Here is a 23605-nt window from a genome sequence, read left to right as displayed (position 1 = left end):
GCAGGCAGGGCGCTATCGCGGGGCAAGCCCGCTCCTACATTTTCGGTCGCTTTAGTAGCCTGCCGGCGCTTCAAGCAACATCGCCCGAAACTCCCCCAGCGGCAACGGCCGGCTATGCAGGTACCCCTGGTACAAATGACACCCCAGCCGCTCGAGAAACTCCAGCTGCTCCGACAGCTCCACCCCTTCGGCGATCACCGCCAGGTCCAGGCTGCGGGCCATGGCGACGATGGCGCGGACGATCTCGGCGTCGTTGGGGTCCAGCGGTGCGTCGCGGACGAACGATTGGTCGATCTTCAGGGCGTCCACCGGCAGGCGTTTGAGGTAGGTCAGCGAAGAGTAGCCAGTACCAAAGTCATCCATGGCAAAGCTCACGCCCAAGGCCTTGAGCTCGCGCATTTTGCTGATGGTGTCTTCCAGGTTCTGAATGACGATGCCTTCGGTAATCTCCAGCGTGAGGATTCTGTGCGGCAGGCGGAAGTCGTCGAGGCTGCGCATCACCCGCTCGACGAAGTCGTTCTGGCGGAACTGTCGCGGGCTGATGTTCACGCACAGGCTGAAGTCGTCCGGAGCGATCAGGCCGTCGCGTAGCATGCCGGCACAGGCATCGCAGGCTTCGTCGAGGATCCAGCTGCCAACTTCCAGTATCAGCCCGCTTTCTTCCAGCACCTGGATGAACTGCGCCGGCGGCTGCTGGCCCAGTTGCGGGTGGTGCCAGCGCAACAGCACTTCGGCACCGACGATGCGGTTGTCGCGGGCATCGACCTGGGGCTGGAAGTGCAGGGCCAGTTCGCCGCGGGCCAAGGCCAGGCGCAGGTCGTTTTCCATGCGCAGGCGCTCGCTGGCGGCCTTTTGCATGGTGGTGTGGAACATTTGCGTGGTGTTGCGCCCGGAATCCTTGGCCCGGTACAGGGCGATGTCGGCGCGTTTGAGCAGGTCGGCCGGGGTCGAGCCGTGGTCGGGGATCAGCGCCACGCCGATACTCGGCGTCACCTGCAGGCGCTGGCCGTCCAGCGACATCGGCTCGGCCAGCAGTTCGCGCAGGGTGTCGGCCAGTTCGCGGACTTTCTCCGTGACTTCCTCGCGGCTGCCTTCCAGGCCGCTGAGCAGGACCACGAATTCGTCACCGCCCAGGCGCGCGACGGTGTCCTCCAGGCGCACGCTGGCTTCCAGGCGCGCAGTGATGATCTTGAGCACCGTATCGCCGACCGGATGGCCGAGGGAATCGTTGATGTGCTTGAAGTGATCGAGGTCGAGAAACAGCAGGGCGCCACGCAGGTTGTGGCGCTTGAGCAGGGCGATCTGCTGGCTCAGGCGGTCCATCAGCAGGGCGCGGTTGGGCAGGTTGGTCAGCGGGTCGTGGTAGGCCAGGTGACGGATTTGCGCCTGGGCGTTCTTCAACTGGCTGACGTCGCGGGCGGTGAGCAGCAGGCACTCGGTTTCGTTGAGGTTGATCGGCTCGATCGACACCTCGACGGTAAGAATGTCGCCGCGCTTGTTGCGCCCGAGCATTTCCCGGTGATGCACACGGCCTTTTTCCTGAAATTCGCTGAGCAGCGCCGCGCGCTGCTTGTCGTCGGCCCAGATGCCGATGTCGTGCACGGTCTGGCCGATCACTTCGGCGGCGCTGTAGCCGGTCAGGCGGCAGAAGCCATCGTTGACCTCCAGGTAGCGGCCGCTGTCGCGCTCGGTGATGGTGATGGCATCGGGGCTGGAGTGAAACGCCTTGGCGAATTTCTCTTCGCTGGCCTTGAGCGCCGCCTCGGCGCGCTGCTGCTGGGTGATATCGCGCAGGGTGGTGACGCTGCAGGGCTGGTTGTCGACCTTGATCAGGCGGCTGGAGATCACGCAGGTCAGCGGCTGGCCGTCCTTGTGGTTGACCACCACGGCGACGTTGTTCAGGGCCTGGTCACGGATCACCCGTTCGATGCGTCGGGCGCGTTCGGCGGACTCGGCCCATAGGCCGATCTGTTCGGCGGTGTTGCCCAGTACCTGCTCGGCGTTCCAGCCAAACACCTGGGTAAAGGCCGGGTTGATCTCGATGAACTGGCCGCTGTCCTGGCGAGTGACGCAGATCGGGTCGGGGCTGGCCTGGAACAGGCTGGCGAACTTTTCTTCGGAGCTGGTCAGGCGCTGTTCGCGTTCGACCTGGTCGCTGATGTCCAGCAAGGTGCCGGCCATGCGCAGCGGGTTGCCTTGTTCGTCGCGGTACAGCCGTGCACGGCTTTCGATGTAGCGCGAGGTGCCATCTTCCAGCTGGATGCGGTAGGTGATCTGGTAGTTGCCGGCCGGGCCTTCACGCAGGCTGCGATAGGCCTGGCGCATGGTGCTGCGCTCCAGTTCCGGCACGCCTTCGAAAAACGCCTCGAAGGATTCGTGAAAGGGGGCCGGTTCAAGGCCGTGTAACTGGGCCGCGCGCGCCGAGCCGTAAAGCATGCCGCTGGGGATGTGCCAGTCCCAGGTGCCCAGTTGCGCCGAGTCCAGGGCCAGGTCCAGGCGTTCCTGGCTGTCCTTGAGTGCTTGTTCGGCGCGCTTGCGTTCGCTGGTGTCGACAAAGGTACTGAGCAGGTAGGCGGTGCCTTCCAGCTCGATATTCTGGGTGCAGAGAATGCCGTCGTGAATTTCGCCGTTGCTGCCGCGAAACTGCACTTCGAGGGTCACCGGGCCGCTGGTGCCGCTGGTCGCCGCCAGTACCTGGTGGCGCTGCTGTGGATGGACCCACAGGCCCAGCTCCAGGGTGCTCTTGTGGATGATCTGGTGGCCCGGCCAGCCGAGGATGTTCTCAAAATGCTGGTTGACCTCGTAGATCATGCCGTCGGCACGGCGGGTCAGCAGGATGACATTGGGGCTCAGGTGGAAGAGGGTGGCGAAGCGCTTTTCCGAGTTGATCAGCGCCGCTTCCCGTTCGCGTTGACGGGTGATCTCGCGGATTACCCCGACCATTTGCCGCCGTCCGCTGCGGTCCTTGGTCATGCTGCCATTGATTTCCAGCCAGTGCAGGCTGCCATCGGGCCAACGGATGCGATGGCGCAGGGCCTGCTCCACCGGCTCGCCATTGACCACTGCATGAAATGCCTGCAGGGCACGGGGGCGGTCTTCCATGGGCACTAGTTCGAGGTAGTCCAGGTCGTTGGGCAGTGGGTGGTGCGGATCGAAGCCGAACAGTGCCTGGGTGCCGCGCGACCAGCTGATCTGCCCGGTCTCGACATCCCAGAACCAGGCACCCAGGCGCGCACCGTTGAGTGCCGCCAGCAGTTGCGGGGCGTTTTCCCAGGTTTGCTCCGATTCCTGAGGGTCCGCCGCATGAATTCGGGGCATGCGCGGAAAACGGTTTGCTGATTTGGGCATCGATACCAGACCTTTGGCAGATAACGCGTCCTTGAGCGGGCAGGCTTGCCCGGATGCTACCTCAGTGGTTCAAGGGGCTTGCTTGGCTGTCGAGCAGTGCCATAAAGGCCCTGGCGGCATTCGATAACGTTCGCTCGGTGTGCAGAATGTAGCCTAGCTGGCGCGACAGCTGTATGCCCGGCAAGGCGATGGGCGCAACCTGCTCATCGAGCATAGTACGTGGCAACACACTCCATGCCAGGCCGATGGAAACCATCATCTTGATAGTTTCCAGGTAGTTGGTGCTCATGGCGATGTTCGGTGCCAGGCCCTGGGCTTCGAACAGGCGCTGGACAATATGGTGTGTGAAGGTGTTGCCGCCGGGAAAAACCGCCGGATGGTGGGCAATGTCGGCCAGGCTCACCGCGCCCTTGCGCGCCAGTGGATGCTCGGGGGCGGCGACGAAGTCCAGCGGGTCGTCCCATACCGGCACGGCGCGTACCAGGTGGTGGGGCTCCGGGGCCAGGGTGATTACGGCAATTTCCGCTCGGCCATGGAGGATTTCTTCGTAAGCTACTTCTGAATCGAGAAACTGGATGTCCAGCGCCACCGCCGGGTACTGGCGGGTAAAGGCTCTTAATAGCGGTGGCAGGCGGTGCAGGCCGATGTGATGGCTGGTGGCCAGGGTCAGGCGCCCGCTGACTTCACCGGTGAGGTTGCTCAGGGCCCGGCGGGTGTCGTCCAGCACATTGAGTATCTGGTAGGCGCGCGGCAGCAAGGCGCGGCCGGCCTCGGTCAGGTTGACCTCGCGGCCCAGGCGGTCGAACAGGCGCACATCCAGCTGCTGCTCAAGGCCGGCGATGCGTTTGCTGATCGCCGGCTGGGTCAGGTGCAGGCGTTCGCCGGCCCCGGAAAAGCTGCCGGTCTCGGCGATCGCGATAAAGGCATTGAGGTTGGCCAGGTCCACTACTCGAATTCCTTTTGGTTATCCAAAGCATAAAAATTATGAATTTGAGTTATTCAATCTACCGGCATAGCATCGTCCGTACAAGCCAAGGGGTTATTGGCATAGAAAGACGCTGATGAGGAACAGTCTGATGGCCGGCAAAACGCTTTACGACAAGCTCTGGGATTCGCATTTGGTCAAGCAGCGCGACGATGGTTCGGCGCTGATCTACATCGACCGTCACATCATTCACGAAGTGACGTCGCCGCAAGCCTTCGAAGGCCTGCGCCTGGCCAATCGCAAACCCTGGCGCATCGATGCCAACATCGCCACGCCTGATCACAACGTGCCCACCACTCCTGAGCGCAAGGGCGGTATCGACGCCATTGTCGACCAGGTTTCGCGTTTGCAGGTTCAGACCCTCGATGAAAACTGCGACGAGTATGGCATCGTCGAATTCAAGATGAATGACGTGCGTCAGGGCATCGTCCACGTCATCGGCCCGGAGCAGGGCGCGACCTTGCCGGGCATGACCGTGGTCTGCGGCGACTCGCACACCTCGACCCACGGTGCCTTCGGCGCCCTGGCCCACGGTATCGGCACCTCCGAGGTCGAGCACGTGCTCGCGACCCAGTGCCTGGTGGCCAAGAAAATGAAGAACATGCTGGTGCGCGTCGAAGGCAAATTGCCGTTCGGCGTCACTGCCAAGGACATCGTCCTCGCCGTGATCGGCAAGATCGGTACCGCAGGCGGCAACGGCCATGCCATGGAATTTGCCGGCAGCGCCATTCGCGAGTTGTCGGTCGAAGGCCGCATGACCATCTGCAACATGTCCATCGAAGCCGGTGCCCGGGTTGGCCTGGTGGCTACCGATGAAAAAACCATCGAGTACGTCAAGGGCCGCCCGTATGCGCCCAAAGGCGAGCAGTGGGCACAAGCGGTCGAAGCCTGGAAAGACCTGGTGTCCGACGCCGATGCGGTGTTCGACACAGTGATCGAGCTGGACGCTGCGCAGATCAAGCCGCAGGTCAGCTGGGGCACCTCGCCGGAGATGGTCCTGGCCGTCGACCAGCACGTGCCGGACCCGGCTGCCGAAGCCGACCTGGTCAAGCGTGGCTCGATCGAACGGGCCTTGAAGTACATGGGCTTGAGCGCCAACCAGGCGATCACCGACATCCAGCTTGACCGGGTGTTCATCGGCTCCTGCACCAACTCGCGCATCGAAGACCTGCGCGCCGCCGCCGAAATCGCCAAGGGCCGCAAGGTGGCCGCGACCATCAAGCAGGCGATCGTGGTGCCGGGCTCGGGCCTGGTCAAAGCCCAGGCGGAAAAAGAAGGCCTGGACAAGATTTTCCTCGAAGCGGGCTTTGAGTGGCGTGAACCGGGTTGCTCGATGTGCCTGGCGATGAACCCCGACCGCCTGGAGAGTGGCGAGCATTGCGCCTCCACCTCCAATCGCAACTTTGAAGGGCGCCAGGGTGCCGGTGGTCGTACCCACCTGGTGAGCCCGGCAATGGCCGCCGCCGCCGCCGTTACCGGCCGTTTTATCGATGTACGTGAGTTGATCCAAGGGAGCGCAGCATGAAAGCCTTTACCCAGCACACTGGCCTTGTCGCGCCATTGGACCGTGCCAACGTCGACACCGACCAGATCATTCCCAAGCAATTCTTGAAGTCGATCAAGCGCACCGGCTTTGGCCCCAACCTGTTCGATGAATGGCGCTACCTGGATGTCGGCCAGCCGTACCAGGACAACAGCAAGCGCCCGCAGAACCCGGATTTCGTACTCAACCACGCGCGTTACCAGGGGGCCAGCGTATTGCTCGCCCGCGAGAACTTCGGTTGCGGTTCGAGCCGCGAGCATGCGCCCTGGGCCCTGGAAGAATACGGCTTTCGCAGCATCATCGCGCCGAGCTACGCCGACATCTTCTTCAACAACAGCTTCAAGAACGGCTTGCTGCCGATCATCCTCAGCGAGCAAGAGGTCGATGAGCTGTTCAAGCAGGTCGAAGCCGAGCCTGGCTACCAGTTGAACGTGGACTTGCAGGCGCAGACCGTGACCCGCCCGGACGGCAAGGTGCTGAGCTTCGAGATCGACGCGTTTCGCAAGCACTGCCTGCTCAACGGCCTGGATGACATCGGCCTGACCTTGCAGGACGGCGATGCGATCGCCGCCTTTGAAGCCAAGCATCGGGCTAGCCAGCCCTGGTTGTTTCGTGACGTCTGACTAATACGGTGAACCGGCTGACGCCATCGCCGGCAAGACCGGCTCCCACAGGTGCTGTGAGCACCACAGCCTGTGTGGGAGCTGGCGTTGCCAGCGATGAGGCCAAGGAGATCGCAATGACCAGCACCACCCATAAGGACGTCGTCCAGCGCCAGTTCGGCGAACAGGCCAGTGCCTACCTGAGCAGCGCCGTGCATGCCCAGGGCAGTGAGTTTGCCTTGTTGCAGGCCGAACTTGCCGGCCAAGGCCGCGCACGCCTGCTGGACCTTGGCTGTGGCGCCGGCCATGTGAGTTTCCACGTTGCCCCGCTGGTGCGTGAAGTGGTGGCCTATGACCTGTCGCAGCAGATGCTCGACGTGGTTGCCGCCGCAGCTGCCGAACGCGGCTTCGAGAACATCGTTACCGAGCGTGGCGCCGCCGAGCGTCTGCCGTTCGCCGATGCTTCCTTCGATTTCGTCTTCAGCCGCTACTCGGCGCACCACTGGAGCGACCTCGGCCTGGCCTTGCGTGAAGTGCGCCGGGTGCTCAAGCCGGGTGGCGTGGCGGCCTTCATCGACGTGATGTCGCCGGGCAGCCCGCTGCTCGATACCTACCTGCAGAGCGTCGAAGTGCTGCGCGATACCAGCCATGTGCGCGATTATTCGGCCAGCGAATGGCTGCAACAGGTCAGCGAAGCCGGCCTCTTCACCCGCAGCCACAGCCGCCAGCGCCTGCGCCTGGAGTACAGCTCCTGGGTCGAGCGCATGCGCACCCCTGAAGTGATGCGTGGCGCCATTCGCCAATTGCAGCAGGCGATGGGCGAAGAAGTACGGCAGTATTACCAGATTGAAGCCGACGGCTCGTTCAGCACCGATGTCGTGGTGCTCTGGGCCGAACGCTAGGTTTTTTCCGGCAGGCCAACAGGGCGTGCCGCTTGAATTGAATAGAGGAAAGCATGAGCAAGCAGATTCTGATTCTTCCAGGTGATGGCATTGGTCCGGAAATCATGGCCGAGGCGGTCAAGGTTCTGGAGCTGGCCAACGACAAGTTCCAGCTCGGCTTCAGCCTGGAGCACGACGTGATCGGTGGCGCCGCCATCGACAAGCACGGCGTACCCCTGGCCGACGAGACCCTGGCTCGTGCACGCAAGGCCGATGCAGTGCTGCTCGGCGCCGTTGGCGGGCCGAAGTGGGACAAGATCGAGCGCGACATTCGCCCCGAGCGCGGCCTGCTGAAGATCCGTTCACAACTGGGCCTGTTCGCCAACCTGCGCCCGGCGATCCTCTACCCGCAACTGGCCGACGCCTCGTCGCTCAAGCCGGAAATCGTCGCGGGCCTGGACATCCTCATCGTTCGTGAGCTGACCGGCGGCATCTACTTCGGCGCGCCACGCGGCACCCGCGAGCTGCAAGGCGGCGAGCGCCAGGCCTACGACACCCTGCCGTACAGCGAAAGCGAAATCCGCCGTATCGCCCGGGTCGGTTTCGACATGGCCCGCGTGCGCGGCAAGAAGCTCTGCTCGGTGGACAAGGCCAACGTCCTGGCTTCCAGCCAGCTGTGGCGCGAGATCGTCGAGGAAGTGGCCAAGGACTACCCGGATGTCGAGCTCAGCCACATGTACGTCGACAACGCCGCCATGCAACTGGTGCGTGCACCCAAGCAGTTCGATGTGATGGTCACCGACAACATGTTCGGCGACATCCTGTCGGATGAAGCTTCCATGCTCACCGGCTCCATTGGCATGCTGCCATCAGCGTCGCTGGATGCCGACAACAAAGGCATGTACGAGCCTTGCCACGGCTCGGCACCGGACATCGCCGGCCAGGGCATTGCCAACCCGTTGGCGACCATTCTTTCGGTGTCGATGATGCTGCGCTACAGCTTCAACCAGCAGGCGGCAGCCGAAGCCATTGAAAAGGCCGTCAGCCTGGTGTTGGATCAGGGGCTGCGCACCGGCGACATCTGGTCGGCCGGTTGCAGCAAGGTAGGTACGCAGGAAATGGGCGACGCAGTAGTCGCAGCGCTGCGGAATCTGTAATCTCTCGGGCCCGCTGCTGTTTTTCCTTGTGAAGCAGCGGCCCACTTTTTAGCAAAGGTGTAGTTGCGATGAAACGTGTAGGTCTGATCGGTTGGCGCGGTATGGTCGGTTCCGTGCTCATGCAGCGGATGCTGGAAGAGCAGGATTTTGATCTGATCGAGCCGGTGTTCTTCACCACCTCCAACGTCGGTGGCCAGGGTCCGGCAGTGGGCAAGGATATTGCTCCGCTCAAGGACGCTTACAGCATTGAAGAGCTCAAGACCCTCGATGTGATCCTGACCTGTCAGGGCGGCGACTACACCAACGAAGTCTTCCCCAAGCTGCGCGAAGCCGGCTGGCAGGGCTACTGGATCGACGCCGCCTCCAGCCTGCGCATGCAGGATGACGCGGTCATCGTCCTCGACCCGGTCAACCGCAAGGTCATCGACCAGCAGCTCGACGCGGGCACCAAGAACTACATCGGCGGCAACTGCACCGTCAGCCTGATGCTGATGGGCCTGGGCGGCCTGTTCGAAGCGGGCCTGGTCGAGTGGATGAGCGCCATGACCTATCAGGCAGCCTCCGGCGCCGGCGCGCAGAACATGCGTGAGCTGATCCGCCAGATGGGTGCCACCCACGCCGCCGTGGCCGATGACCTGGCCAACCCGGCCAGCGCCATCCTCGACATCGACCGCAAGGTCGCCGAGGCCATGCGCAGTGAAGCCTACCCGACCGAGAACTTCGGTGTGCCGCTGGCTGGCAGCCTGATCCCGTGGATCGACAAGGAACTGCCTAACGGCCAGAGCCGTGAAGAGTGGAAGGCCCAGGCCGAGACCAACAAGATCCTCGGCCGCTTCAAGAGCCCGATCCCGGTCGACGGTATTTGCGTGCGCATCGGCGCCATGCGTTGCCACAGCCAGGCGCTGACCATCAAGCTGAACAAGGACGTGCCGATCGCCGACATCGAAGGCATGATCAGCCAGCACAACCCTTGGGTGAAACTGGTGCCGAACCAGCGTGAAATCAGCATGCAGGAGCTCAGCCCGACCAACGTCACCGGGACGCTGAACATCCCGGTGGGTCGCCTGCGCAAGCTGAACATGGGCTCCCAGTACCTGGGCGCCTTCACCGTCGGTGACCAGCTGCTGTGGGGTGCGGCCGAGCCGCTGCGGCGCATGCTGCGGATCCTGCTGGAGCGTTGATCGCCAGTCAGTGTTGAACCCAAGCCCGTGCTGGAAACAGCGCGGGCTTTTTTGCTTTTCATGGGGCCGCTATGAGGCCTCTCGTGGGAGCTGGCGTTGCCAGCGATGGGCTGCGCAGCAGCCCCAATACAGCCTTGCACAAGACTGCAAGGGCAAATCCAAGTAAAGTGCCGCTCCCGCCGTTCCAGCAGAGGATTTTTCCATGAGCCAGCCTATTGATATCGCCGTCATCGGTGCCACCGGTACAGTCGGTGAGACCCTTGTACAAATTCTGGATGAATGCGATTTCCCGGTCGGCACCCTGCACCTGCTGGCCAGCAACGAATCGGCGGGCAGCGGCGTGATGTTTCGCAGCAAGAGCCTGCGCGTGCGCGAGGTCGACAGCTTCGACTTCAGCAAGGTCAAGCTGGCTTTCTTTGCCGCCGGCCCGGCGGTGACCCGCAGCTTCGCGCCACGGGCGCAGGCGGCCGGTTGTGCGGTGATCGACCTGTCCGGCGGCCTGCCGGCCGAACAGGCGCCGGCGGTGGTGCCAGAAGCCAACCCGGCGGTGCTCGACAACCTCAAGGCGCCGCTGCAACTGAGTAGCCCAAGCGCCGCCGCGATCGCCCTGGCGGTCACCTTGGCGCCACTCAAGGGCTTGCTGGAGCTTGAGCGCATCAACGTTACCGCGTGCCTGGCAGTCTCGGCCCAAGGGCGCGAGGCGGTCAACGAGCTGGCCCGGCAGACTGCCGAGCTGCTCAATGCCCGGCCGCTGGAGCCACGCTTCTTCGACCGGCAGATGGCCTTCAACCTGCTGGCCCAGGTCGGCGCCAGCGATGCCGAAGGCCATGGCGCCCTGGAGCGCCGCCTGGTCAGCGAGTTGCGCGAGGTGCTCGGCTTGCCTTCACTGAAGATTTCCGTGAGCTGCGTTCAAGTCCCGGTGTTTTTCGGCGATAGCTACAGTGTGTCCGTGCAAAGCCGTACGCCGGTCGACCTGGCGGCGGTCAACGCCGCGCTGGAAGCCGCTGACAGCATCGAGCTGGTGGAGGAGGGCGATTATCCGACGCCAGTGGGTGACGCAGTGGGCCAGGACGTGGTCTATGTTGGACGGGTACGCGGTGGAATCGACGAGGCTGAGCAGCTCAACCTCTGGCTGACCACCGACAATGTGCGCAAAGGCGCGGCCCTGAACGCGGTCCAGCTGGCGCAATTGTTGATAAAAGGCCTTGTGTAAAAGATACTTGCCGACAATTTGCCCCACTTGTTCTCGGTTGCCGGGGAAGGTTCATTCAAAGGAAGAGGTCATGCTTCGAATTCGCAAACTGGTCTTAGCAATTGCCGCGGCGTCGGCGCTGTCGTCCGGTATGGCGCATGCCCTCGGGTTGGGCGAGCTGACGTTGAAGTCAGCGCAGAACCAACCCCTGGATGCCGAGATCGAACTGCTCGATGTCCGCGACCTGACGGCGGCCGAAGTGGCGCCGAGCCTGGCGCCGCCCGAGGAGTTCGCCAAGGCCGGTGTCGAGCGCCAGGCGTTTCTCAATGACCTGACCTTCACCACGGTGATCAACCCCAACGGCAAGAGCGTGTTGCGGGTGACCTCGAGCCAACCGCTGCCGGCCCCGATGGTCAAGTTCCTGGTTCAAGTCATGTGGCCGAGCGGTCGACTGCTGCGCGACTATAGCGTGCTGGTCGACCCGGCCAAGTTCAACACGCCGGCCGGGCAACCGGCGCCGGCGGGCGTTGCACCTGCGGTGACGGCAGCCAACTACACCACCGTGCGTCGCGATACCCTGTGGGAAATCGCCTCGAAAGCCCGTCAGGGTGGTTCGGTGCAGCAGACGATGCTGGCCATCCAGGCGTTGAACCCGGATGCCTTCATCAACGGCAACATCAACCTGCTGAAAACCGGCCAGGTCCTGCGCCTGCCCGATCAGCAGCAGATCACCAGTATTCCTCAGGCCCAGGCCGTCACCGAAGTCGCCGAGCAGTACGCTGCCTGGCGCGAAGGCCGGCGCCTGGGCCCGCGTGCGCGCCAGCTCGACGCCACCCGGCGCAGCGGCACCGAGGCGGCGCCGGCGCGCATCGCCAATCAGGACAACCTCAAGCTGGTCGCGCCCGGCAGCAAGGCCGCCGCGGGCAGCAAAGGCCTCAGCGACAAATTGGCCGTGGCCCAGGAAAGCCTGGACACCAGCCGTCGCGACAATGAAGAACTCAAAGGCCGCATGGCCGACCTGCAGAGCCAACTGGACAAACTGCAGCGCCTGATTGCGCTGAAGAACGACCAGTTGGCCAAGCTCGAGGCCCAGGGCGCCGCAGATGCCGCTGCGCCTGAAGCCGCCGCGACCCAGCCACCGGCGATCTCTGCCGAGCTGCAACCGGCCCCGGCACCTGCGCAGCCAGCAGTCACGCCAGCGCCGGCAGCGGTCGATACCGCACCGGTTGACCCGGCGCAGCCTGCGGTCGCCGAACAGGCGCCGGCCGATTCGAACAAAATGCTCGACGATCTGCTCGGCAACCCATTGCTGCTGGCGCTGATTGCCGGCTCCGCGGTGTTGGTGCTGTTGCTTTTGCTGCTGTTGCTGGCCCGCAAGCGCAAGGCCGACCAGGAAGCGGAAAAACACCTGCGCATGGCCCGGGCCCTGGCTGAGGAGGGCGAGCGCGCTGCAGACCTGGACCTGCCGCCAAGCAGCTTTGAAGGCCTGGACGTGGTGCCGCCGAGCGTTACCCTGGCGCCGGCCGTGGTGGCCGCGTCCGCTGCTGCCGCGACAGCCGCCGCATTGCCTGCCGAAGAGCCTGCGCCTGAACCTGCGCAAGCTGCGCCGAGCACACCGGTGCAAGGCCCGATTGCCGCGCCGCTGGTTGCCCCGGCGGCCAGCGCTGCGGCACCGACCGGCGATGCCTTGCTCGACGAAGTGGAGCTGAACATCGCCCGTGGCCGCCTCAATCACGCCGCCGAGCTACTGGAGCCCGCGGTTGCCGCCGCGCCGGAGCGCAGCGACCTGCGCTTGAAGCTGATGGAAGTCTACGCCCGTCAGGGCGACCGGGATGGCTTTGTCGGCCACGAGCGCCAGTTGATCGCCACCGGCCAGAACCATGCCGATGTCGAAGCCTTGAAAAACCGCTTCCCGGCCATGCTGGCAGTCGCTGGCGCAGGTGTCAGTGCTGCGGCGCTGGCGGCCGAACTGGACGCCCAGTACGTCCAGGAGCTGCTGCAGGACGAAGCGCTTGCCGAGCCGGTCGCTGAAGTCGAGCCTGTGCTTGAGGCCGAGCCGGTCGTTGAGCCTGAGCCTGCCGTTGAGGAGCCGCTGGCGGATCTTGAGCCGTTGCCTGAAGACGACCTGGACAGCGCTTTCGACCTGAGCCTGGAGGAAGATCTGCAAGGCCTGGAACTGGACGAACCGCCACTGCTCGATGAGCCTTCGCTGGCCGTTGAAGAACCGCAGGTGGCAGAAGTCGCGGGCGAAACCAGCCCCGCTCAACCCGACTTCGACGCCTTGCTGGAAGAGCATCTTGCCCAGCCTGAGCAGGCCCTGGACGACCTGGCCGATTTTGACCTCGATGTCGCCAGCGACGAGCCTGCGCCACAGCCGAGCAGCGAGAACGTCGATGTCGCCGCCGAGCTGGCGGCGTTCGATGAAACCATGCCGGAGTTCGACCCGCTGAGCGAGCTGGACCTGCCGGAAGACTTCGACCTGTCGCTGTCGCTGGACGACTCGGAGGCGGACAAGCACTTTGCCTCGGAGCTCGATGACGTCAACGCCGAACTCGACAAGTTGTCGCAAAGCCTTGAGCAGCCATCGATCGAAGCGCACTTCACTGAAGCGGACGCCGCCTTGAGCGACGACCTGGACGATGATTTCGACTACCTCGGCGGTGCCGACGAAGTGGCCACCAAGCTTGACCTGGCCCGGGCCTATATCGACATGGGCGACCATGACGGCGCCCGCGACATCCTCGATGAAGTGCGCAAGGACGGCAGCGATGCCCAGCGCCAGGAAGCCGACGAGCTGCTCTCGCGCCTGGTCTGAGTTCAGCCTGTGTACCGCCGACGGCAGCCCAAGTGGCTGCCGTTGTCGTTATAATTACCGCCATCTGCTAAACCAACAGGCTGTATCCCTTGGAAATCATTGATAACGCGGCTGCCGAAGTGGCGGCCGAAGGCTTCTTTCGTATTGCTTTGGGCGTTGAGTACAAAGGCTCGCGCTACCGCGGCTGGCAGCGCCAGGCCAGTGGCGTGGCGAGCGTGCAGCAAACCCTGGAAGAAGCCTTGTCGCGGGTGGCTGATTCGCCGGTCACCCTGCACTGCGCCGGGCGCACCGATGCGGGCGTGCATGCCTGTGGCCAGGTGGTGCATTTCGACACCCAGGCGGTGCGCAGCATGAAGGGCTGGACCATGGGCGCCAATATCAACCTGCCCCATGACATCAGCGTGTCCTGGGCCAAGGAAATGCCCGCGCACTTCCATGCGCGCTTCAAGGCCATCGCCCGGCGTTACCGCTATGTGATCTACAACGACCAGATCCGCCCGGCGCACCTGGGCGAAGAGGTGACCTGGAACCACCGGCCGCTGGACGTCGAGCGCATGGCCCTGGCCGCCGAGTACCTGGTCGGCACCCACGACTTCAGCGCCTTCCGCGCTGGCCAGTGCCAGGCCAAGTCGCCGATCAAGAATCTTCATCACCTGCGCGTTACCCGCCACGGCCAGATGATTGTCCTCGACATCCGCGCCAGTGCCTTCCTCCACCATATGGTGCGCAACATTGCCGGCGTGCTGATGACCATCGGCGCCGGCGAGCGTCCGCCGGAGTGGGCCAGGGAAGTGCTGGAAAGCCGCGAGCGGCGCGCCGGCGGGGTGACCGCGCATCCGTACGGGCTGTACCTGGTGCAGGTCGAGTACCACGACGAGTTCGAGCTGCCCGAGCGTTACATTGGCCCACACTTCCTGACCGGCTATGAGACATTGACAGGCTGACGGCCCGCAAGCCATTTGCTAACATCCGGGACTTTCCGCTTTCTGCTGAGGTTCACAGGTCATGAGCGCCGTTCGCAGCAAAATCTGCGGCATTACCCGCATCGAGGATGCGCTGGCCGCAGCCGAGGCGGGTGCCGATGCCATCGGCCTGGTGTTCTATGCCAAAAGCCCGCGGGCGGTCAGTGTGCAGCAGGCGCGGGCGATCATCGCCGCACTGCCGCCGTTCGTCACCACCGTGGGTCTGTTCGTCAACGCCAGCCGCTGTGAGCTGACGGAAATCCTCGAAGCGGTGCCGCTGGACCTGCTGCAGTTTCATGGCGATGAAACCCCGGCCGAGTGCGCAGGTCTCAACCGCCCATGGATCAAGGCATTGCGGGTGCGCCCGGGCGACGACCTGGAGGCCAGCTGCAAGCTCTACAGCGGTGCCAGCGGTATTCTTCTCGATACCTACGTGGCCGGCGTGCCTGGCGGTACCGGCGAGGCCTTCGACTGGTCGCTGGTGCCTGCGCAACTGAGCAAGCCGATCATCCTCGCCGGTGGCTTGTCGCCTGAGAACGTGGCGCACGCCATCCAGCAGGTGCGGCCTTACGCGGTGGATGTCAGCGGGGGCGTGGAGCAGGCCAAGGGCATCAAGGACCCGGCACGGATCGAGGCATTTATCCGCGCGGTCAAGCAGGCGTGAAATCGCTGCATGCTGCGGATGTGACGGCTGGCCGCGCGCCATCGTCCATAGCTTTCGCAGCCAGGTGCTGCCGGATCGCGCCCATGGGCCGGTCGAAATTACCGGGTGACGCCACTGGCGTCGCCCTTACAGGTTGACGATGGTGCGGTATCGGGGTGGCTCGCTGCAGGCGGGCGCCGGAGCCGGACCATCATCGCGTCATACACGAATTGAGCTCAAGGGCATACGCGCGAGCTGGCAGCCATAGCCTGCCGGTCGCCGCTACTGGAGAAAGAAAGCATGAGCAACTGGTTAGTAGACAAACTGATCCCTTCGATCATGCGTTCCGAGGTGAAGAAGAGTTCGGTCCCTGAAGGTCTGTGGCACAAGTGCCCGTCCTGCGAGGCCGTGCTGTATCGTCCGGAGCTGGAAAAGACCCTGGATGTCTGCCCTAAGTGCAACCATCACATGCGTATTGGCGCCCGCGCCCGTATCGACATTTTCCTCGACGCCGAAGGCCGTGTTGAGCTGGGTGCCGACCTGGAACCGGTCGATCGCCTGAAGTTCCGCGATGGCAAGAAGTACAAGGACCGCCTGACTGCCGCGCAGAAGCAGACCGGCGAGAAAGACGCGCTGATCTCCATGAGCGGTACCCTGCTGGGCATGCCGGTCGTGGTCAGTGCCTTCGAATTCTCCTTCATGGGGGGCTCCATGGGCGCCATCGTCGGCGAGCGTTTCGTGCGTGCCGCCAACTATGCCCTGGAACACCGCTGCCCGATGGTCTGCTTCTCGGCCTCCGGTGGTGCGCGCATGCAGGAAGCGCTGATCTCGCTGATGCAGATGGCCAAGACCTCGGCGGTACTGGCGCGCTTGCGCGAAGAAGGCATCCCGTTCATCTCGGTGCTGACCGACCCGGTCTACGGCGGCGTTTCCGCCAGCCTGGCGATGCTCGGCGACGTTATCGTCGGTGAGCCCAAGGCGCTGATCGGCTTCGCCGGCCCGCGCGTGATCGAGCAGACCGTACGCGAGAAGCTGCCAGAAGGCTTCCAGCGCAGCGAGTTCCTCCTCGAGCACGGTGCCATCGACATGATCATCCCGCGTCAGGAACTGCGTCAGCGCCTGGGCAGCTTGCTGGCGCAAATGATGGGCCTGCCGACGCCGAAGTTCGTCGCTCCAGTGAGCGAGCCGCTCGTCGTTCCGCCGGCGCCTGCCACCGTATGACCCAACGTACCCTTGGCGACTGGCTCGCCTATCTCGAGCAGTTGCATCCGTCGGCCATCGACATGGGCCTGGAGCGTTCGCAACAGGTCGCTGCGCGGCTCGGGCTGGGCCAGCCGGCGCCACGGGTAATCACCGTGACCGGCACCAACGGCAAGGGCTCGACCTGCGCCTTCATGGCCGCGTTACTGCGCGCCCAGGGTCTCAAGGTCGGGGTCTACAGCTCGCCGCACCTGCTGCGTTACAACGAGCGGGTGCAGATCGACGGCGCTGAAGCCGGCGATGAGCAGCTGTGCGAAGCCTTTGCCGCCGTCGAGGCGGCCCGTGGCGAAATTACCCTGACCTACTTCGAAGCCGGCACCCTGGCGGCGTTCTGGCTGTTCAAGCAGGCGGCGCTGGACGCCGTGGTGCTCGAAGTCGGCCTGGGCGGGCGCCTGGATACCGTCAATATCGTCGATGCCGACCTGGCGCTGGTGACCAGCATCGGTGTCGATCATAGCGATTACCTGGGGGATACCCGCGAGTCGGTAGCCTTCGAGAAGGCCGGGATTTTCCGCGCAGGCAAGCCGGCCCTGTGCGGCGACCTCAATCCGCCACAGCCCTTGCTGGACAAGGCTCGCGCCTTGCACAGCCCGCTGTTCCTGCGTGGCCGCGACTTCGACCTGGCCAGCACCGACCAGTTCTGGCAGTGGCGCGGGGTCGATGCCCGCGGCGAGGTGGTCGAGTTGCAGGACCTGCCGTTACTCGACCTGCCGATGGAAAACGCCGCGTTGGCGCTGCAGGCCTACCTGTTGCTCGACCTGCCGTGGGATGCCGGGCAAATCGCCGCGGCCCTGCGCAGTACACGCATGGTCGGCCGCCTTGATCGCCGGGCCTTTACCTGGCAAGGCAAAGCGTTGACTATCCTCATGGATGTCGGGCACAACCCGCATGCTGCCGAGTACCTGGCTCAGCGCCTGGCCGCCCGGCCGCTGCCGGGCAAGCGCCTGGCGGTGTTCGGTCTGCTCGCCGACAAGGACCTCGAGGGTGTGCTCAAGCCGCTGCAGCAACAGGTTCAGGCCTGGGCCGTGGCGCCGCTGGATACCGCCCGCAGCCGGCCGGTCGCCGAGCTGCACGCGGCGCTGACGAACCTTGGCGCTGCGGTGCAGTCTTACGCCAGTGTCGCTGCCGCTCTGGAAGGGCAGTGCGCGCAGGCAACGGCGGATGATGAAATCCTGCTGTTCGGATCATTTTTCTGTGTCGGCGAAGCCTTGCAGTGGCTCGACCGGCAGGCCACGGAGGACGGGGCAAATGGCATTGCTGGATAAAGTGGTCAAGCAACGCATGGTCGGGGCGCTGGTGCTGGTGGCACTGGCGGTGATCTTCCTGCCGATGCTGTTCTCCCGCGAAGATGAAATGCGCCAGGTGCGCGTCGAAGCCCCTGAGGCGCCGGCTGCACCGACCCTGCCGCAAGTGCAGGTGGAGCCGGTGCAGGTGCCGGAGCCGCAGGTATTGCCTGAGGAGCCCGTCATCGTCGAGCAGTCCGCTGCCCCGGTGCAGGCGCCCAACGCGCCAATTGCCCCTGTGCCAAGTGCCACGCCGGCGCCAACCCCGGCCCCGGCTGTACCGGCTGTCGCCGCAAAACCGGCCGAGCCTGCGCCAGCCAAGGCGCCGGCCAAGCCCGCGGCCACGGTCGCCACGGCGCCCAAGCCGGCAGCGGGCAAGATCGACGCCAACGGCCTGCCGGTCAGCTGGTCGATCCAGATGGCCAGCTTGTCCAACCGCGCCAGTGCCGACAACCTGCAGAAAACCCTGCGCAGCCAGGGCTACAACGCCTATATCCGTTCGGCCGAAGGCATGAACCGGGTGTATGTCGGGCCGTTGATCGAGCGCGCTGAGGCCGAGCGCCTGCGTGATGTGATCAACCGCCAGCAGAAGCTCAAGGGCTTTGTCGTACGCTTCCAACCCGAGCGCAGTTGAACCCTTGCCGCCCGGCCCGCACCGGGCGGTAAATCACTGCTTACCGACAGCCCGTTGCTCTGGTAAAATGCGCCGCCTTATCCGTTTGCAGGCACCACTGTGGCATTTACCTGGGTCGACTGGGCGATTCTCGCGATCATCGCCATTTCTTCGCTGATCAGTCTCAAGCGCGGCTTTGTCAAAGAGGCCTTGTCGCTGCTTACCTGGATCATCGCCGGTGCCGTGGCCTGGATGTTCGGTGGCTCGCTGTCGCAGTACCTGGAAGCCTATATCCAGACGCCTTCGGCCCGGGTCATCGGCGGATGCGCCATTCTTTTCGTCGCCACCCTGCTGGTGGGGGCCATGATCAACTTTCTCATCGGCGAGCTGATTCGCGTCACCGGGCTGTCCGGGACCGATCGCTTCCTGGGCATGGCCTTTGGCGCTGCCCGCGGGGCCTTGCTGGTGGTAGTGGCCGTCGGGTTGTTGAGCCTGGGGCCGGTACAACAGGATCAGTGGTGGCAGGAGTCTCGCCTCCTGCCACAATTTCTATTGGTAGCTGACTGGTCGAAAAACCTCATTCTGGGGTTCACCAGTCAGTGGCTAGCCAGCGGGATCAGCGCACCGGCTGATCTCCCGTTCCAGGAACAGCTGCTTGGGCCCAAAACGCCTTGACCGCTGTTCAGTCCAGTTTCATTAAGTAGGGGTTGCGTCGCATGTGTGGCATCGTCGGTATCGTCGGTAAGTCGAACGTCAATCAGGCGCTGTATGACGCGCTAACCGTCCTCCAGCACCGCGGCCAGGACGCTGCCGGTATTGTGACCAGCCATGATGGCCGGTTATTCCTGCGCAAGGACAATGGCCTGGTCCGTGACGTGTTCCAGCAGCGTCATATGCAGCGCCTGGTCGGTCACATGGGTATTGGCCACGTGCGCTACCCGACCGCGGGCAGCTCGACCTCGGCCGAGGCTCAGCCGTTCTACGTCAACTCGCCCTACGGCATCACCCTGGCGCACAACGGCAACCTGACCAACGTCGAACAGTTGGCCAAGGAGATCTACGAGTCCGACCTGCGCCACGTCAACACCAGTTCCGACTCGGAAGTGCTGCTCAACGTCTTCGCCCATGAGCTGGCGGTGCGTGGCAAGCTGCAACCGACCGAAGAAGACGTATTCGCCGCGGTCACCGACGTGCACAACCGTTGCGTCGGCGGTTACGCGGTGGTGGCGATGATCACCGGCTACGGCATCGTTGGCTTCCGTGACCCCAATGGCATCCGCCCGATCGTTTTCGGCCAGCGTCACACCGACGAAGGCGTCGAGTACATGATCGCCTCCGAAAGCGTTTCGCTGGACGTGCTGGGCTTCACCCTGATCCGTGACCTGGCGCCGGGCGAAGCGGTGTACATCACTGAAGAGGGCAAGCTGCACACCCGTCAGTGCGCGACCAACCCGCAGCTGTCGCCGTGCATCTTCGAGCACGTCTACCTGGCTCGCCCTGACTCGATCATCGACGGCGTTTCGGTCTACAAGGCGCGCCTGCGCATGGGCGAGAAGCTGGCCGAGAAGATCCAGCGCGAGCGTCCGGACCACGACATCGACGTGGTCATCCCGATTCCCGACACCAGCCGCACCGCGGCGCTGGAGCTGGCCAACCACCTGGGCGTCAAGTTCCGCGAAGGTTTCGTCAAGAACCGCTATATCGGCCGTACCTTCATCATGCCCGGCCAGGCCGCACGCAAGAAGTCGGTGCGCCAGAAACTCAACGCCATCGAACTGGAATTTCGCGGCAAGAACGTGATGCTGGTGGACGACTCGATCGTGCGCGGCACCACCTGCAAGCAGATCATCCAGATGGCCCGCGAAGCCGGCGCGAAAAACGTCTACTTCTGCTCGGCCGCCCCGGCGGTACGCTTCCCTAACGTCTACGGCATCGACATGCCGAGTGCCCACGAGCTGATTGCTCATAACCGCAGCACCCAGGATGTCGCCGAACTGATCGGCGCCGACTGGCTGGTCTACCAGGACCTGCCGGACCTGATCGAAGCGGTCGGCGGTGGCAAGATCAAGATCGAGCATTTCGATTGCGCGGTGTTCGACGGCAAGTACGTCACCGGCGACATCGACGAAGCCTACCTGGACAAGATCGAGCAGGCGCGCAACGACGCCTCCAAGGTCAAGAACCAGGCGGTCAGCGCGATCATCGACCTCTACAACAACTAAGTTAGGAGCAGCGGCATGACACAGGAATGGGATGCCGGGCGCCTGGACAGCGACCTCGAAGGGGTCGCTTTCGACACGCTGGCGGTACGCGCCGGCCAGCATCGCACGCCGGAAGGTGAGCACAGCGATCCGCTGTTCTTCACCTCCAGCTATGTGTTCCGTACGGCGGCCGATGCCGCCGCGCGGTTCGCCGGCGAGGTTCCAGGCAACGTCTATTCACGCTACACCAACCCGACCGTGCGCGCCTTCGAAGAGCGCATCGCCGCCCTTGAAGGCGCCGAGCAGGCGGTGGCCACCTCCACCGGCATGTCGGCGATCCTTTCGACCGTCATGGCCCTGTGCAGCGCCGGCGATCATGTGCTGGTCTCGCAGAGCGTCTTCGGTTCGACCATCAGCCTGTTCGAGAAGTACTTCAAGCGCTTCGGCGTGCAGGTCGATTACGTGCCGCTGACCGATCTGGCCGCCTGGAACCAGGCGATCAAGGCCAACACCAGGCTGCTGTTCGTCGAGTCGCCCTCAAACCCCTTGGCTGAGCTGGTGGATATCGCCGCCCTGGCCGAGATTGCCCATGCCAAGGGCGCGCAACTGGTGGTCGACAACTGCTTCAGCACTCCGGCCTTGCAGCAGCCGCTGAAGCTGGGCGCCGACATTGTCGTGCACTCGGCGACCAAGTTCATCGACGGCCAGGGCCGTTGCATGGGCGGCGTGGTTGCCGGGCGCAGCGAGCAGATGAAGGAAGTGGTGGGCTTTTTGCGCACCGCCGGGCCGTCGCTGAGCCCATTCAACGCCTGGATCTTCCTCAAGGGCCTGGAGACCCTCAACCTGCGCATGCGCGCCCACTGCGCCAACGCCCAGGCCCTGGCCGAATGGCTGGAGCAGCAGGAGGGCATCGACAAGGTCCACTACGCGGGCCTGCAGAGCCATCCGCAGCATGAGCTGGCCAAGCAGCAGATGAGCGGTTTCGGCGCCGTGGTGAGCTTTGAGGTCAAGGGCGGCAAAGAGGGCGCCTGGCGCTTCATCGATGCCACCCGGCTGATTTCGATCACCGCCAACCTGGGTGACAGCAAGACCACCATCACCCACCCGGGCACCACCTCCCACGGCCGTCTGTCGCCGCAGGAGCGTGAGGCCGCCGGCATTCGCGACAGCCTGATCCGGGTCGCGGTGGGGCTGGAAGACGTGGCTGACCTCAAGGCCGACCTGGCCCGCGGGTTGGCGGCGCTGTGATCGACTGGTCGGTGGGCGACAGCAGCCATAACGGTCGCGTCGCCCTGGTCACTGGCGCGGCGCGCGGTATTGGCCTGGGCATTGCTGCCTGGCTGATCAGCGAAGGCTGGCAGGTGGTGCTCACCGACCTCGACCGTGCCCGTGGCGCGAAAGTGGCCAAGGTGCTCGGCGACAACGCCTGGTTCGTCGGCATGGATGTCGCCGACGAAGCCCAGGTGATGACTGGTGTGGCTGAAGTGCTGGGCCAGTTTGGCCGGCTCGACGCCCTGGTGTGCAATGCGGCGATTGCCGACCCGCACAACACCACCCTCGAAAGCCTGAGCCTGGCGCACTGGAACCGGGTGCTGGCGGTCAACCTTGGCGGCCCGATGCTGCTGGCCAAGCACTGTGCGCCGTACCTGCGCGCCCATTGCGGGGCGATCGTCAACCTGGCGTCGACCCGCGCCGGGCAATCGGAACCCGACACCGAGGCCTATGCCGCGAGCAAGGGCGGGCTGCTGGCCCTGACCCATGCCCTGGCCATGAGCCTGGGCCCGGAGATTCGCGTCAACGCGGTGAGCCCCGGCTGGATCGATGCACGTGATCCTGCCCAGCGCCGTGCCGAGCCGCTGACCGAAGCCGACCATGCCCAGCATCCGGCGGGCAGGGTAGGGACGGTGGAAGACGTCGCGGCGATGGTGGCCTGGTTGCTGTCGCGCAATGCCGGCTTCGTTACCGGCCAGGAATTCGTGGTCGACGGTGGCATGACCAAGAAGATGATCTATCGGTAGCTGCAAGATGTCCGCAATGTGCTTTTGATTTTGCTTTTTCTTGTGGCTTGCAGCTTGAAGCTTGAAGCTGTTTTTTTCACCTCAGTGAAAAAAACTTCAATCAGGCTATTGACTTAGGTTCGATACCTGCGTAAATTTCGCCACCTCAGCGAAGCACACGGGTGATTAGCTCAGCCGGGAGAGCATCTGCCTTACAAGCAGAGGGTCGGCGGTTCGATCCCGTCATCACCCACCACTTCCTGAGATGTTCCTGACCCGACACTTTCGCAAGAAGGTGTTACCAGAGAGGAACCGGACGCAAGTCCATATGCGCAGCGGTAGTTCAGTCGGTTAGAATACCGGCCTGTCACGCCGGGGGTCGCGGGTTCGAGTCCCGTCCGCTGCGCCACTATTCTCCAGATCGGTTTAACGACCGGTTTGAGGTTCCAGGGCTTAACAGCCTTGTAGCCAGATCCCAGTTTCAAGCGGGCGCAAGCCTGTACGATACGCAGCGGTAGTTCAGTCGGTTAGAATACCGGCCTGTCACGCCGGGGGTCGCGGGTTCGAGTCCCGTCCGCTGCGCCATCTTCGCTTCGAGGCCCTTGAACTCCTCGAAGCAACAAAGAGAGCGACCTGAGGTTGCTTTTTTTGTGCCTGAGTTTTGCAGCCTTCGCGCAACTCGGGTGAGCACGACACGCAGCGGTAGTTCAGTCGGTTAGAATACCGGCCTGTCACGCCGGGGGTCGCGGGTTCGAGTCCCGTCCGCTGCGCCATATCGAAGTAACAAAGAAAGCGACCTTCGGGTCGCTTTTTTTGTGCCTGAATTTCGGCACCGTGGTGCGGCCATCGCCGGCAAGGCCGGCTCCCACAGGAGTGCGGTGTACACAAAACTTGTGGGAGCTGGCCTTGCCAGCGATGAGGCCTACTTGGTCTACATCCAGT

General features: G+C 63.9%; 18 protein-coding genes and 4 tRNA genes. 20 read left to right on the top strand and 2 right to left on the bottom strand.

Features of this window, described 5'->3' with window-relative positions:
* Positions 1 to 51 precede the first annotated feature (51 nt).
* Together PspR32_RS18200 and PspR32_RS18195 are read right to left on the bottom strand one after the other, a co-directional pair.
* Complete coding sequence (locus PspR32_RS18200) at positions 52 to 3348, bottom strand: sensor domain-containing protein (protein WP_100782039.1); 3297 nt, start codon at positions 3346 to 3348, stop codon at positions 52 to 54.
* 61 nt (positions 3349 to 3409) lie between these two features.
* Entirely contained in the window at positions 3410 to 4294 is an 885-nt protein-coding gene (locus tag PspR32_RS18195; RefSeq protein ID WP_010223251.1) for a LysR family transcriptional regulator, read from the bottom strand.
* A gap of 130 nt (positions 4295 to 4424) precedes the next feature.
* Here PspR32_RS18195 and leuC point away from each other — a divergent pair, with 130 nt between their 5' ends.
* From leuC to PspR32_RS18095, 20 genes are all read left to right on the top strand, one after another.
* Positions 4425 to 5858 carry a 3-isopropylmalate dehydratase large subunit gene (gene leuC / locus PspR32_RS18190; protein ID WP_159388989.1) on the top strand — a complete coding sequence of 478 codons (1434 nt, stop codon included), beginning with the start codon at positions 4425 to 4427 and terminating at the stop codon, positions 5856 to 5858.
* The gene (gene leuD / locus PspR32_RS18185; protein ID WP_036996470.1) at positions 5855 to 6499 is read left to right on the top strand and encodes a 3-isopropylmalate dehydratase small subunit; all 645 of its coding nucleotides are present in this window, start codon (positions 5855 to 5857) and stop codon (positions 6497 to 6499) included. The genes leuC and leuD overlap by 4 nt, the downstream gene beginning before the upstream one ends.
* A gap of 116 nt (positions 6500 to 6615) precedes the next feature.
* Complete coding sequence (locus tag PspR32_RS18180; protein ID WP_010223254.1) at positions 6616 to 7380, top strand: class I SAM-dependent methyltransferase; 765 nt, start codon at positions 6616 to 6618, stop codon at positions 7378 to 7380.
* A 53-nt stretch (positions 7381 to 7433) separates the two neighbouring features.
* A complete protein-coding gene (gene leuB / locus PspR32_RS18175; protein WP_036996469.1) occupies positions 7434 to 8516 on the top strand; it encodes a 3-isopropylmalate dehydrogenase in 1083 nt (360 codons plus the stop codon).
* 68 nt (positions 8517 to 8584) lie between these two features.
* The gene (gene asd / locus PspR32_RS18170) at positions 8585 to 9697 is read left to right on the top strand and encodes an aspartate-semialdehyde dehydrogenase (protein ID WP_010223256.1); all 1113 of its coding nucleotides are present in this window, start codon (positions 8585 to 8587) and stop codon (positions 9695 to 9697) included.
* A gap of 202 nt (positions 9698 to 9899) precedes the next feature.
* Positions 9900 to 10910 (top strand): aspartate-semialdehyde dehydrogenase, encoded by a 1011-nt coding sequence (locus PspR32_RS18165; protein WP_010223257.1) that lies wholly within the window; start codon positions 9900 to 9902, stop codon positions 10908 to 10910.
* 70 nt (positions 10911 to 10980) lie between these two features.
* Positions 10981 to 13704 carry a FimV/HubP family polar landmark protein gene (locus PspR32_RS18160; protein WP_159388988.1) on the top strand — a complete coding sequence of 908 codons (2724 nt, stop codon included), beginning with the start codon at positions 10981 to 10983 and terminating at the stop codon, positions 13702 to 13704.
* Between the two features lie 119 nt (positions 13705 to 13823).
* The gene (gene truA / locus PspR32_RS18155; protein ID WP_010223259.1) at positions 13824 to 14648 is read left to right on the top strand and encodes a tRNA pseudouridine(38-40) synthase TruA; all 825 of its coding nucleotides are present in this window, start codon (positions 13824 to 13826) and stop codon (positions 14646 to 14648) included.
* A gap of 61 nt (positions 14649 to 14709) precedes the next feature.
* Positions 14710 to 15330, top strand: coding sequence for a phosphoribosylanthranilate isomerase (locus PspR32_RS18150; protein ID WP_010223260.1), 621 nt, complete (start codon positions 14710 to 14712; stop codon positions 15328 to 15330).
* Between the two features lie 279 nt (positions 15331 to 15609).
* The gene (gene accD / locus PspR32_RS18145) at positions 15610 to 16530 is read left to right on the top strand and encodes an acetyl-CoA carboxylase, carboxyltransferase subunit beta (RefSeq protein WP_010223261.1); all 921 of its coding nucleotides are present in this window, start codon (positions 15610 to 15612) and stop codon (positions 16528 to 16530) included.
* Positions 16527 to 17834, top strand: a complete 1308-nt coding sequence (folC, locus tag PspR32_RS18140; protein ID WP_010223262.1) for a bifunctional tetrahydrofolate synthase/dihydrofolate synthase — start codon at positions 16527 to 16529, stop codon at positions 17832 to 17834. The genes accD and folC overlap by 4 nt, the downstream gene beginning before the upstream one ends.
* The gene (locus PspR32_RS18135) at positions 17818 to 18486 is read left to right on the top strand and encodes an SPOR domain-containing protein (RefSeq protein ID WP_159388987.1); all 669 of its coding nucleotides are present in this window, start codon (positions 17818 to 17820) and stop codon (positions 18484 to 18486) included. Before folC ends, PspR32_RS18135 begins: the two co-directional genes overlap by 17 nt.
* A gap of 99 nt (positions 18487 to 18585) precedes the next feature.
* Positions 18586 to 19140 carry a CvpA family protein gene (locus tag PspR32_RS18130; protein WP_036996463.1) on the top strand — a complete coding sequence of 185 codons (555 nt, stop codon included), beginning with the start codon at positions 18586 to 18588 and terminating at the stop codon, positions 19138 to 19140.
* Between the two features lie 41 nt (positions 19141 to 19181).
* The gene (gene purF, locus PspR32_RS18125) at positions 19182 to 20687 is read left to right on the top strand and encodes an amidophosphoribosyltransferase (protein WP_010223267.1); all 1506 of its coding nucleotides are present in this window, start codon (positions 19182 to 19184) and stop codon (positions 20685 to 20687) included.
* Between the two features lie 15 nt (positions 20688 to 20702).
* Positions 20703 to 21914: an O-succinylhomoserine sulfhydrylase gene (locus PspR32_RS18120; RefSeq protein WP_010223268.1), complete on the top strand. Its 1212-nt coding sequence runs from the start codon at positions 20703 to 20705 to the stop codon at positions 21912 to 21914.
* 11 nt (positions 21915 to 21925) lie between these two features.
* Positions 21926 to 22684, top strand: coding sequence for an SDR family oxidoreductase (locus PspR32_RS18115; RefSeq protein WP_174242333.1), 759 nt, complete (start codon positions 21926 to 21928; stop codon positions 22682 to 22684).
* 159 nt (positions 22685 to 22843) lie between these two features.
* Positions 22844 to 22919 (top strand) — tRNA-Val (locus PspR32_RS18110).
* A gap of 76 nt (positions 22920 to 22995) precedes the next feature.
* Positions 22996 to 23072, top strand: a tRNA-Asp gene (locus PspR32_RS18105).
* 99 nt (positions 23073 to 23171) lie between these two features.
* A tRNA-Asp gene (locus tag PspR32_RS18100) sits at positions 23172 to 23248 on the top strand.
* 111 nt (positions 23249 to 23359) lie between these two features.
* A tRNA-Asp gene (locus PspR32_RS18095) sits at positions 23360 to 23436 on the top strand.
* Positions 23437 to 23605 lie beyond the last annotated feature (169 nt).

It is taken from the genome of Pseudomonas sp. R32, assembly GCF_009866705.1.
In the GTDB taxonomy this organism is placed as follows: Bacteria; Pseudomonadota; Gammaproteobacteria; order Pseudomonadales; family Pseudomonadaceae; genus Aquipseudomonas; species Aquipseudomonas donghuensis.
The sequence above is the reverse complement of the archived record's forward strand: the minus strand, read 5'-3'. Positions and strand labels throughout refer to the sequence as shown.